The following is a 12,373-nucleotide window of genomic DNA, read 5'->3' as shown; positions in this document are numbered from 1 at the left end:
GATTAAGGATTACTTGGGTTTAACCATTTCATTTTGAGGATGTATACATTTACTAACGGGCGGTTTCGCTGGTCCGTTTCCACTGCTGCGATTGCATCTATGAACTCAAGGCCTGAAATCACCTGACCGAAAACAGTATAGTTTTGATCCAAATGAGGTGTTCCTCCAATTTCTTTGTAAACCTGCCGATGAGCCTCCGGAATGCTGTATTTTTCAAATTCCTGATTAGCGATTCTTGATTCCCAGGTTTTCGAGAGGGTTTGGACAAGCACAGAATCTTTTACTTCCCGGGCTTGAGTCAATGAGTCCAAAAGTCCTTTGTTCATTGGGTTGTTTACAGCAAAATGGCGCTGAAGGAAGGTGTTGATCCGTCCTTCGTTATGTGTCAACAGACTGTCATTTTGGATTTTCCCTTGAACCAAATAAAATTGGGTACTACTGGAGGCCCGCTGAGGGTTATTGGTTCGGGCAGCAGCCAATGCTCCTTTTTTGTGGAAAAGATCAGGGTGGAATTCAGCAGGTATTTGATACGGAAGGTCCGAACTTCCCAAGGCTTCCCCAGGAGCTGCATTTTTACTTTGGGTATCCCCACCTTGAATCATAAATTCCTCAATGACCCGATGAAAAAGCAGGCTATCATAAACGCTTTCTTGTACGAGCTTAAGGAAATTGTCCCGATGCTGGGGAGTTTCATGATACAATTCTACAATGAGATTGCCCTTGCTGGTCTGGATTTCAATCTGCGGGCGTACTTGACCTTGACCATTTTGCCAAATCCCCAAGAGTAAAATCAAGATGACCAGAAGCTTTTTCATGTCTTAATTGTTGTTTTATGTTTTTAAAAGCCGCTTTTCAATGTTTATGCGACATCCGGTGATTTTTGAGAATATCTTCCCCGAAATCATTTCCGTTTTCCCTCCATATCGAATGAATGTGATTGGCATTATCCAAAAAACCCACATTGTCATATTCAATTAAGAAATCCGGGCTATGAATCACATAATAATGCGGTTTCATCGGTTCGTAACTTCCGATCCAAGCAAAGTATACTTCATCCATTCCATGAGCGTGAAGCTTCGCGAGATATTCTTCTGCTTTTGGATGGTTGAGATTGCCAATGTATTCCTCGATCAAGTAATGTAAGATTTGCTGTTGGGCTTCGGAAAGCTCACTTCCTTTGATTCCCTGATACTCCTCCAACCATTGTGGTCGATTGGGACTTGTGATGATATCTCCAGGAACCTCATCTTCCAATGTAGCGATGGCCTTTTGGGATTCATTAAGGGAATTGACAAACCAAAACCCATAATCTTCCTCCTTACTTAAAGGCCGAAGCCCGGCATACTGGGTATCTTCTACGACGGCTGGATCCGAACCCATAAATAAGGGTGTCATGCTAAACTCATCCCCTGAAACTGTCAAATTCAGCGAAAGATGATGCCCTTCAAATTTCACTCCCCATTGGCTGTCTTTCTCTGGATTCCCTGCAAGCAACACATAGTAGTTCCCATAGTCCCAATTCAGTCCGCGGATCATTTTGATGTTGTTTTCATTGATTTCCCCTCGCTGGTATTTCAGTTCAAAAAGTTCGTGGAGGATATCATCCACCTGCATGATGGCAAATGCTTTAAGATAGCCCTGAGAACTGAGTAATTCGCTCAGTAATTGGTGAAAGGCGATTTTACTTTTCTCGCTAAGATCGCCATAGCGAAGACCTGTTCTGGGAGCTAAGCCCACCGGAAGATTGGTCCATGCTACTCTTGCTGAATCCTCCATGGAAACCATCACTTCATTTTGTTGGGAAGGGTCCAAGGAATTGAGGAAATCCAGCGCTTTTCTTTGAATTCCTTCAGAAGTTTGGGAAAATGAAAGGAAAGGAAAAGAAGTAAGAAGCAAGAATAGAGTTAATGTTTTTCGTGTCATTAGTATAAAATTAGGCTAGTGAAAATCTCACAAATTTTTCCCAAAGCGCTGTATCATTCAACGTCAAATGGAAAAGCTGAAGCAGTAAATAAAGTGTTAAAGCAAATCCAAAAGGAAGGATGTTTTGACCTTTGCGAATATCTTTCCAGATGAGGAAAATCAATACCATATCAATTAAAACAAAAGCAAGAACCTCAACGGGAATTCCCGGCGCTAGGTAATAGATGTCAAATAAGAAAATCAAAATTCGATCGATGGTGGGACCCAAAAAAGTGAGGGAAGCGGCAATTATCCAACGAGCATGCAAGGATGGCTTTTTTCGATAGATAATGGCTAAATAATAAAATACAATCAACCAAAACAAGTAGATAAATGCGATGGATAAAAAGGCTGCGATTTCAAGTTGAGCCTCTTGTAAGTTCACGCTAGCCATACCCGCATCTACCTGTTGCTGATAGGACAATAGTTGGACTTGATAGGAGTGCCGCATCATCAACCAAGTACTAATAATGACAAGCGGAACAAGAATATAACTCAGCTTACCCAGGCTTCGGTGGGCTTTTACTTTTTTATATCGAATCAAAAGAGGCTGAGATACGATCATTCCCAGCCAAAGGGCCATGAGAATAAAATGAATGTGTACAATTCCAGGTTGTGGAAAGGTAATCTTGCTGATGTACGTGACAAAAAAACCGGCAATGGTTAGGGGAATTAATCCCATCAACCAATAGCCGAGATTCGGGTAAAGACGAAAAACGTTTTCCTTCGTGTGCATTATACTGAGTCAAAAATTGATTTTTGGCTCCTTGCCTTCCTGCCTTTAAAAATTGAAAAGTAGGGACTGGGAAAAGAGTCTGGAAATAAGGTTGTTTGGCAAGTATAAGGTAATTAAAAAAAGGCAATGAATCTAAAAAAAGTCCAATTAATTTCTGTAAAAAAATCAAATAACATTGATTATACCGCCAAGAGCTATATTTAGCAAATAATATTTTTCTGGGAATTTTCTTCAAAACTATGGTTGCTCCTCTTTTGACTTCGTATTATATGGATCTTATTGGAATGAATTTGTGCTTTTAGATCTTCTTGAAATTTTTTGGTTTTAAGAAATCACTTATTTCCTCTCTTTCCTCCTAAAGAATTAGGATTTCTGATGATGAAAGTCATTTTTAGTGCTTTATTAAAATGATAGCTTTACCTGAAGTCAATTTCAAAATCCATGGGGACCAAGATACATGTGAAAAGGGAGGCATTGTCCGTAGGAAGGGTGATTTCAATCCGAGGGAGTGTTGTGGACGTTTGGTTTGATCAAGGTGTTCCCGCAATTAACAGTGTTATTCGAACAGGCTCCAATAAGGAAATCATTATTGAGGTCCTGACACAGCTCGATGATAATCGGGTGCGGGGAATAGCCTTGACACCAACCCAAGGACTTTCAAGAGGAATGACTGCTGAAACATCCGGTAAGCAACTCTCAGTACCGGTTGGCCCAGAGATAATGGGGCGTATGTTTGATGTTTTCGGAAACACCATTGATCATGGGCCAGTGCTTCCAAAAAATAAGTTAAGAAATATACATCAGCCTCCTCCTTCACTGGAAAAGCGCTCCACCAAGTCGGAGATTTTTGAAACGGGCATCAAAGCCATTGATGTGCTCGTGCCTCTGGAACATGGAGGAAATGCAGGCTTGTTCGGGGGAGCTGGGGTAGGGAAAACCGTTCTTCTTACTGAAATGATCCATAACATGGTGGGTTATCACCAGGGCGCAAGTATTTTCTGCGGAATCGGTGAACGAAGCCGGGAAGGACATGAGCTCTACCATGACATGAAAAATGCAGATGTGTTGAAGAACATGGTGATGGTATTTGGTCAAATGAATGAACCTCCCGGAGCCCGCTTTCGGGTTGGTCATGCGGCCTTGACCATGGCAGAATATTTTAGGGATGATGAACACCGGGATGTTCTTTTATTGATCGATAATATTTTCAGGTTTATTCAGGCGGGGATGGAGGTTTCAGGTCTTATGGGTCAGATGCCTTCCAGACTGGGTTATCAGCCGACTTTGGGCACAGAGCTTTCCATGTTGGAGGAAAGAATTGCAAATACAAAAAGTGGAGCCATTACGTCGATTCAAGCCGTCTATGTTCCTGCAGATGACCTTACCGATCCATCTGCAGTTCATACCTTTTCACACCTGTCGGCATCAATTGTCCTCTCTAGAAAAAGGGCTAGTGAAGGCCTTTATCCAGCTATAGACATTTTACAGTCTACATCAAAAATGGCTACCCCGGGGATTATTGGCGAAAGGCATTATTCAATTTTGAATCAAATCCGTGAGACTCTAGCTCAATATGAAGAACTCAAGGATATTATTGCTATGCTCGGATTGGAGCAATTATCGGTTGCAGATAGGAATATTGTCAATCGTGCCCGTCGCTTGGAGCGGTTTTTTACCCAACCCTTCTTTACAACAGAGCAGTTCAGCGGAATAAAGGGAAAAGGCGTGCGGTTGGAAGATGCGCTAACAGGATGTGAGCGAATCCTTTCAGATGAGTTTAGTGATTTGCCTGAAAGCGCTTTTTACATGATTGGAAACATAGAAGAAGCGATTGCCAAGGGTAAAAACAAACAGAATGGTGAGAATGGGGATCAAAAAGAATCAAAAGAGGATGTAAAAGAGGAAGATCATGCAGCTTAAGATCATGCTACCATTCAGAGTTTTTTTGGACAATGTTGAGGTGAATCGTGTCATTGTGGACACGAATAAAGGGTCCTATGGCTTTCTTCCTCGCAGGTTGGACTGTGTCGCTGCTTTGGTTCCTGGAATTTTAACCTATGAAACTAAAGGAGGGACAGTTCATTATGTGGCAGTAGATGAGGGAATTTTGATTAAGGCAGGAGGTGAAATTCAGGTATCTGTTCGGAATGCTATTGGAGGGGCTGATTTAGGGAAGCTGCGTCAATCCATTGAACAGGAATTTAGGAATCTGGATGAAAAAGAACGCTTTGCGCGTAAAGCTGTGGCAAAATTGGAAAGTGAGTTCATTCAAAACATCAAAAAATTACGTGAAGAAGAATAAGCCAAATACAGTCATAGATGAGAAGCTTTCTTTCAGTGAGGAAATTGGAAAGAAGGAGGAACAGAAGCTCAAGACACTTCATCAACATAAGCGTAGTGAGTGGGCTGGGCTGGGTACTTTCGGGATGGTGGGATGGTCTGTAGCCGTTCCCACGATATTGGGATGCATGTTAGGCTTATGGCTGGATAAAAATCATCCAAAATCGTTTTCCTGGACGCTTTCCTTGATGATTGCCGGCTTAATGTTAGGCTGTCTTATTGCTTGGCAATGGGTGGCAAAAGAAAATGAAATGATGCACCAAGATAAAGAAGAAGAGGATGAATGAATTTTTAATTAAGTTTTTGGTATTGATGGCAGGCATGGCCATGGGTCTTGTGTTTTTCGGAGGCCTCTGGTTGACGGTCAAGAAAACAATTACTTCAAAAAGACCTGCACTGTGGTATTTTCTTAGTATGATAGGGCGGACAGCCTTCGTGCTGATGGGATTTTATTTTATTTCTCCGGGCGGTTGGATCCATATGCTGCTCAGCTTAGTGGGTTTTGTATTGGCCCGTTTTCTAGTCCAGCATTATGTGAAAACTAGAGATGATAAGTCAGTGAAAATTAAAAACGGAATCTGAAATGGAACTCAGTCCTGATGAGCGGGTCTTCTGGGAATATGGATTTATCCATATCAATCTCACCTTAGTTACCACCTGGGTTCTCATGGCGGTTTTGGTGATTGTTTCCTACTTGATTACACGCAGGTTGAGGACTGATATCCGTATTTCACGTTGGCAGTGCATTTTGGAAATGCTCGTTTTGGGGATGAATAAGCAGATCCAAGAAATCGGTCTTGAAGAGCCAAAGAAGTACCTAGACTTTATTGGGACCATTTTCATTTTTATTGCTTTCTCCAATCTATCCATTGTCTTTCCAGGCTACGTTCCGCCGACAAGTTCCCTTTCCACGACTGCGGCATTGGCAATCAGCGTTTTCTTGGCGGTTCCTATTTTCGGAATTTCGGAGAGCGGAGTAATCGGATATTTGAAAACCTATGTGCAGCCCACCTTTATTATGCTGCCTTTCAATATCATCAGCGAACTTTCAAGGACGCTTGCACTAGCGGTGCGATTGTTTGGAAATATCATGAGCGGTGGACTGATCGTAGCAATTCTATTGAGTATTGCTCCTTTGCTATTTCCTATTCTGATGACTGTACTTGGGCTAATCACCGGGTTGATTCAGGCTTATATCTTCAGCATTCTTGCTACAGTTTACATTGCTGCTGCCACGCAGGAATCCAAATCCAAAAAAATCAAACTGAAACCTAAAAATTAAACACTATGGATAATACAACCCTAATTGCAGTGATATCCATCATTACCGCTGGGCTGACCACCGGAATTGGATGTATGATACCGGCTATGGGTCAGGGAAAATCGATTTCTGCTGCTTTAACCTCTATGGCCCAGCAACCCGACGCCGGTCAGACCATTACACGGACCCTTTTTGTTGGTCTTGCAATGCTTGAGTCCTTGGCAATATACTGTTTCGTCATTTCGATGATTCTCATTTTCGCCAATCCTTTCTGGAATCACATTATCGGTTAATTAAGACAAAAACATGCAAATCGACTGGTTCACATTAGTAGCGCAGGTTATCAACTTTCTAGTTTTGATGTGGTTGCTGAGACGCTATCTCTATAAGCCTATTCTGAAAGCAATAGATGAGCGAGAAAGTAAAATTGTGGCCCAGCTGAAAGATGCTGAATCAAAGAAGAAAGAAGCTCTGAAAGAACGGGAGGAATTCAACAAAAAGAATGAAAAATTCGACAGCGAACGGGATGAATTGATGCAGAAAGTCATCGCTGAAAGTAAGGAGCAAAAAAAGAAACTAACTGAAAAAGCCAGACTCGAAGCGAATGCATTAAAGAAAAAACTCGATGATGAAATTCTGGCTAATCATGCTGCTCAAAAAAATGAAATAGAAGAAAATATTCAACGGGAAGTACTTGAAATCGCCCGCAAAACCTTGGCTGATCTTTCATCAGTCGATCTTGAAAAACAAATGGTGCGAACCTTTGTGGCAAAGGTGAATCAGCTGGGAAAAGAAGAAAAGGAAAAGTTTGTCTCAACCTTGGCTTCAGGTAAAGATCCTATTTTGGTGCAGAGCGCTTTTGATCTTTCAAAAAGCGAAAAAAGTGAAATTCAAAAGGAAGTAAATGGCCTCACCAAGAAGGAATATGGTTTTGAATTCAAAGTTAACCCCAAGTTGATTAGTGGGATAGAGCTTTCCGCCAATGGGTACAAATTGTCATGGACAATTTCAGAATATATCCATTCCTTCGAAAACGAACTGAACGATCCAATTCAAGATAAGAAAGATCAACCTTCTGATAAAAAGTAATATGGCCGATGGGAAAGCCAAAAATATTGTAGGGACTACCTTCACTCGGTTAAATAAATTGAGAGAAGGACATAATTTTTCATTTATCCCACGAGAGGTTGGAAAAGTGATTAGTGTGTCTGCTGGTGTGGTAAAGGTTTCAGGATTGCCGAATGTGGGCTATGAGGAAATCTTGAAATTTCCAGATGAGCTTTTTGGGATTGCCTTCAATATCGATGAACAGGAGATAGGCGTCGTCATCTTGGGTGATGTCTCAAATCTAAAAACAGGGGATGAAGTAGAGCGGACTGGACGTGTGATGGATATACCCGTAGGGAATTCTTTGATAGGAAGAGTGATAGATCCTTTGGGTAAACCTTTGGATGATCAAAAGCCTTTAATCGCAAATAAACGCCTGCCGATTCAACGAAGTGCTACACCCATTATGGATCGATCAGCGGTGACAGTACCACTCCAGACCGGCTTGAAAGTGATCGATGCACTTATTCCGATTGGCCGGGGACAGCGGGAGTTGATTCTTGGTGATCGACAGACCGGAAAAACTGCCATTGCTGTCGATACCATTATCAATCAAAAAGACAAAGACGTTATCTGCATTTATTGTGCAATTGGACAGCGAGCATCATCCACCGCAAAAGTGATTGCTAACCTGCGGGAAAGAGGTGCCATGAGCTACACTATTGTCATGGTTACTGAGGGGAATAATTCTCCGGGGTTACAATATATAGCTCCTTATGCAGCCACTAGTATGGCTGAATATTTCATGCAAGAGGGTAAAGATGTGTTGGTCGTATATGATGACCTGACGAATCATGCGAGGGCTTATAGAGAACTTTCCCTTCTTCTTCGGAGACCTCCGGGAAGAGAGGCTTTCCCAGGAGATATTTTTTATATCCACTCCAGGTTATTGGAACGATCTACCCATTTGAGCAAAGAACTTGGCGGCGGTTCGCTGACGGCATTACCCATCGTCGAAACCGAAGCCCAAAATATTTCTGCCTACATTCCAACCAATTTAATATCGATTACAGATGGGCAGATTTATTTGTCACCCAAATTGTTTGAGCTGGGTATACTTCCAGCCGTGGATGTAGGTAGATCTGTATCGAGGGTAGGAGGGAAAGCCCAATTGCCGGCTTACCATTCCATTACCGGTGATCTTAAGCTTGCTTTTTCACAGTTTGAGGAATTGGAAACCTTTGCTCGTTTTGGTTCCCATATGGACGAAAACACCAAAAAAATCATTGAGCATGGAAAGCGAATTAGAGCCTGCTTAAAGCAAAAAGAACTCCATCCGATGGCTGTAGAAGCTCAAATTTTAATTCTTCTTGCTTTGAAGGAGGGTGTTTTTGATACTATACCACTCGATAAAATTGAGGCAGCAGAAGAAGCCTTGCTCAATTCCGCAGCGGAACTTGCCGATGATCTGATCTCACGGCTTAATTCAAATGAGGTATTGAACGAGGAGGACCGAAAATACTTGGTGGAATTTGCACAGCATACCCTTGAGGGTTTACAGGAAAAGACGGAAAATAAACCGGGTCAGGAATAATGCAAACCTTAGAAAGTTTAAGTCGAAAGATTGGTGGAGCAAAGGAGTTAAAATCCATTGTGCGCACCATGAAAGCCATGGCAGCTGCGAATATCGGCCAATTTGAGGCTGCCGTGGAATCTATCGGCAAATATTATTCTTCTGTTGCCATGGGTATTTTGGCCTATCTTCAGGATGAGCAGATCGGATCCTTACTGGAAATGGAGAAATTGAAAAAGAATTCCGAAAACTCAGTTTGCGCCATAGTCTTTGGATCTGATCAGGGTTTTGTGGGGCAATTCAACGACAAAGTCATTGATTTTCTTGGCGAATCCTTTCAGGGGCGCGCACCGATTAAGGAAGTTTGGACCATCGGGGACAGGGTGTCTTTGTTGATTAAAGAGACTGCGATGAACGAAACTCGGAATTTTCCCCTGCCCAATTCCCTTGATGCTATTACTTCTCTAATTAGCTCGATACTAATAAGTGTAGAGGAAAGTTATGAAAAAGGTTTACTGAGCGAGTTTTACATTTTCCATAACCAATCCAAACCGGAGACAGTCTATACTCCCACAGTGAAAAGATTACTCCCTTTTGATGAAAAGTGGCGACAAGATTTGATGGCCCATTCCTGGCCGGAAAAGATGAACCCAGAAGTCATCGGCAAAGACAAGGACATCATTGGTTCCTTGATTAGTGAGTATCTTTTTGTCACCCTGTATAAAGCCTGTGCAGAATCCTTGGCAAGTGAAAATTATAGCCGATTAGGAGCCATGCAACAAGCTGAGAAAAATATAGAAAGCCTACTTGAAGAGATCAGTCAAGCCTATCATCATTTAAGACAAAGTTCGATAGATGAAGAACTTTTTGATGTGGTTTCGGGATTCGAAGCTTTGAAAGATTCCTCTGAAAATGAGAACAAAACTTCCGGAAAACCTAATTAAACTTTCTTTTTCTCCGGCAAAACTTCGAAGGCGTAAAGTAATTTGAAGAAGTGAACCAATGCTATCTCGCTCGACGAAGGAGAGCTTATCTCGCCTCAGGCGTACCTCACTGAGCGGAGCGAAGTGTATCTCCAATCTATTTCACGACCGAAGGGAGTATATTTCAATTGTATTTCCCAATAATTCATTCTGCCAACTTGTCACTTTTTTCCGATTGGAACGGGCATTGATAAATCGCTAGTGTCAAATATTGTAATAACTAAACTGATTTATACCATGCAGGAAAAAGGTACCATCTCGATTCATACCGAGAATATTTTCCCTATCATTAAAAAATTCTTGTATTCTGATCACGAAATTTTTCTTCGTGAATTGGTTTCCAATGCAGTCGATGCCACCCAAAAAATCAAACGGCTTGCGACATTAGGTCAGTACAAAGGTGAGTTGGGTGACATTACCGTAGAGGTTTCTTTTGATGAGAAAAAGAAGACTATCACCATCTCTGACAAAGGTCTGGGGATGACCGCCGAGGAGATCAAGAAGTACATCAATCAGATTGCCTTCTCCGGTGCTACCGAATTCGTGGAGAAGTTCAAAGATGCCAAAGATGCCAATGAGATCATCGGTAAGTTTGGTTTGGGCTTTTACTCTGCCTTTATGGTGGCCAAAAAAGTAGAAATCCACACCCTATCTTATCAGGATGGCGCAGAGCCAGCTATCTGGACTTGTGATGGCAGCACCGAATTTGAAATCAAAAAAGGGAAGCGGAAAAACCGTGGAACTGATGTGATTTTGTACATCAATGAGGATTCCGAGGAATTCCTTGACAAGTGGAAGCTACAGGGGATTTTGGACAAATACTGCAAGTTCTTGCCTGTTCCGATCAAGTTTGGCACCAAGACCGAATCTGTTGAAGACGGTGTAGATGACAAAGGTGAGAAGAAATGGAAGTCCGTCGAAGTTGATAATATCATCAATACCACTTCTCCAATCTGGACCAAGTCACCTAGCGATCTGAAGGATGAGGATTACCTGGCTTTCTACAAGGAGCTTTATCCGATGAGTGAAGATCCGCTTTTCTGGATTCATTTGAATGTAGATTACCCGTTCAACTTGACCGGGGTATTGTACTTCCCGAAAGTGAAGAATGAGTTTGAATTGCAACGCAATAAGATCAAACTTTTCAGCCGACAGGTCTTTATTACCGACGAGGTGAAGGATATCGTACCTGAATTCTTGATGTTGCTGCATGGAGTGATTGATTCTCCGGATATTCCGTTGAACGTATCCCGAAGCTTCTTGCAGGCTGATGGAAATGTGAAGAAGATTAACAACTACATCACCAAGAAGGTAGCAGATAAGCTTTCCGAACTCTTCAAAAAGGATAGAAAAGCTTACGAAGCTAAGTGGAATGATATCGGCCTTTTTGTGAAGTATGGAATGATCTCCGAGGATAAATTCTACGAAAAAGGAAAGGAGTTTACCCTGCTTAAAAATACCAAGGACGAATACTATACCTTGGATGAATACACTGAAAAGGTAAAGGCCATTCAAACCAATAAGGATGATCAGACCGTTTTCTTATATGCGACGGATGTTGACAAGCAGGATAGCTTTATCGCCTCTGCCAATAAGAAAGATTACGATGTCCTGGTGATGGATTCGCCGATTGACAGTCACTTTATCCAGCATATCGAAACGAAATTGGATAAAACTCAGCTTAAGCGGGTAGATGCGGATGTCGTAGAGAAACTGATTCAGAAAGAAGATAGCTATGCCAACTTGCTGACTGAAGAGCAAAGCAAGCAGGTGAAGGAGCTTTTCGAAAAAGCAATCGATAACAAGTCCTATACGGTAGAAATCGAAGGCTTAAGCCCCGAGGAAATGCCGGTGACCATCACTATGGAAGAGTGGATGCGCCGAATGAAGGACATGGCACAGACCGGAGGAGGACCGATGAGTTTCTATGGACAGATGCCGGATAGTTACAAGGTGGCGATCAACGGGAACCACCCCGTAGTTGATAAAATACTTAAAGCAGAAGGCGAAGAAGCCCAATTGCAACTCGCCAAGCAAGCCTTTGACTTGGCGAAACTTTCCCAAGGTTTGCTGACTGGTAAGGATCTGACCGCCTTTGTAAAAAGAAGTGTGGAGATGATTTAAGGAATAGGAATCACCTTCCGAAGGTTTAAATACCCAATCCCCGGCAAATCGTCGGGGATTTTTTTATTCCAGCACGCTATAAACTATTATTACCTTACAATATAGGTGTCTGTTAATAAAATCTATTTCAAAAAATTGAAGAAATCCTCATTGAAAAACTAAAAGGCTTATTTAGTTTGGAAACTAAAATTAGTAGAAAGCTTGCATTTTTAAATTTGAGAGAATAATTTTAGTTCAAGGTCGATGCGCATGGGACTTTTAAATCGATGGTTAAATTCTAAATTTTTAAAAAATGAAAAAAATTATCAAAATTATTTGTATTGGGATGGTTTTCCTTCCTATGGTCA

Annotated in this window: 13 protein-coding genes; 10 read left to right on the top strand and 3 right to left on the bottom strand. The window is 41.8% G+C overall.

Going from position 1 to position 12,373, the window contains the following annotated elements; translation table 11 throughout:
* Nucleotides 1–2: 2 nt before the first annotated feature.
* Genes HWE15_RS02265 through HWE15_RS02255 form a run of 3 tightly spaced genes read right to left on the bottom strand, consistent with a single transcriptional unit; the run spans nt 3 to nt 2,698 of the window.
* A complete protein-coding gene (locus HWE15_RS02265) occupies nt 3–815 on the bottom strand; it encodes a peptidylprolyl isomerase (protein WP_290505870.1) in 813 nt (270 codons plus the stop codon).
* A gap of 37 nt (nt 816–852) precedes the next feature.
* A complete protein-coding gene (locus HWE15_RS02260) occupies nt 853–1,923 on the bottom strand; it encodes a DUF3500 domain-containing protein (RefSeq protein WP_290505869.1) in 1,071 nt (356 codons plus the stop codon).
* 10 nt (nt 1,924–1,933) lie between these two features.
* Nucleotides 1,934–2,698: a hypothetical protein gene (locus HWE15_RS02255; protein ID WP_290505868.1), complete on the bottom strand. Its 765-nt coding sequence runs from the start codon at nt 2,696–2,698 to the stop codon at nt 1,934–1,936.
* A 441-nt stretch (nt 2,699–3,139) separates the two neighbouring features.
* On the opposite strand from HWE15_RS02255, the gene atpD reads away from it, so the two are divergent.
* The 10 genes from atpD (at nt 3,140) to htpG (ending at nt 12,026) form a co-directional block, all read left to right on the top strand.
* On the top strand, nt 3,140–4,618 hold the full coding sequence (gene atpD / locus HWE15_RS02250) for a F0F1 ATP synthase subunit beta (RefSeq protein WP_290505867.1): 1,479 nt from the start codon (nt 3,140–3,142) through the stop codon (nt 4,616–4,618).
* 4 nt (nt 4,619–4,622) lie between these two features.
* Nucleotides 4,623–5,000 (top strand): F0F1 ATP synthase subunit epsilon, encoded by a 378-nt coding sequence (locus tag HWE15_RS02245; protein WP_290505866.1) that lies wholly within the window; start codon nt 4,623–4,625, stop codon nt 4,998–5,000.
* Entirely contained in the window at nt 4,987–5,325 is a 339-nt protein-coding gene (locus HWE15_RS02240; RefSeq protein ID WP_290505865.1) for an AtpZ/AtpI family protein, read from the top strand. Before HWE15_RS02245 ends, HWE15_RS02240 begins: the two co-directional genes overlap by 14 nt.
* Nucleotides 5,318–5,620 carry an ATP synthase subunit I gene (locus tag HWE15_RS02235; RefSeq protein ID WP_290505864.1) on the top strand — a complete coding sequence of 101 codons (303 nt, stop codon included), beginning with the start codon at nt 5,318–5,320 and terminating at the stop codon, nt 5,618–5,620. Before HWE15_RS02240 ends, HWE15_RS02235 begins: the two co-directional genes overlap by 8 nt.
* A gap of 1 nt (nt 5,621) precedes the next feature.
* A complete protein-coding gene (locus tag HWE15_RS02230) occupies nt 5,622–6,320 on the top strand; it encodes a F0F1 ATP synthase subunit A (protein ID WP_290505863.1) in 699 nt (232 codons plus the stop codon).
* 5 nt (nt 6,321–6,325) lie between these two features.
* Nucleotides 6,326–6,592: a F0F1 ATP synthase subunit C gene (locus HWE15_RS02225; protein ID WP_290505862.1), complete on the top strand. Its 267-nt coding sequence runs from the start codon at nt 6,326–6,328 to the stop codon at nt 6,590–6,592.
* A 13-nt stretch (nt 6,593–6,605) separates the two neighbouring features.
* Nucleotides 6,606–7,388: a F0F1 ATP synthase subunit B gene (locus tag HWE15_RS02220; protein WP_290505861.1), complete on the top strand. Its 783-nt coding sequence runs from the start codon at nt 6,606–6,608 to the stop codon at nt 7,386–7,388.
* A 1-nt stretch (nt 7,389) separates the two neighbouring features.
* Nucleotides 7,390–8,940 (top strand): alternate F1F0 ATPase, F1 subunit alpha, encoded by a 1,551-nt coding sequence (locus HWE15_RS02215; protein WP_290505860.1) that lies wholly within the window; start codon nt 7,390–7,392, stop codon nt 8,938–8,940.
* Nucleotides 8,940–9,863, top strand: a complete 924-nt coding sequence (locus tag HWE15_RS02210; RefSeq protein ID WP_290505859.1) for a F0F1 ATP synthase subunit gamma — start codon at nt 8,940–8,942, stop codon at nt 9,861–9,863. Before HWE15_RS02215 ends, HWE15_RS02210 begins: the two co-directional genes overlap by 1 nt.
* 276 nt (nt 9,864–10,139) lie before the next feature.
* A complete protein-coding gene (gene htpG, locus HWE15_RS02205) occupies nt 10,140–12,026 on the top strand; it encodes a molecular chaperone HtpG (protein ID WP_290505858.1) in 1,887 nt (628 codons plus the stop codon).
* Nucleotides 12,027–12,373: the final 347 nt, after the last annotated feature.

This window comes from Algoriphagus sp. (assembly GCF_013373065.1).
GTDB lineage: Bacteria > Bacteroidota > Bacteroidia > Cytophagales > Cyclobacteriaceae > Algoriphagus.
This window is presented reverse-complemented; position numbering and strand designations above follow the sequence as displayed.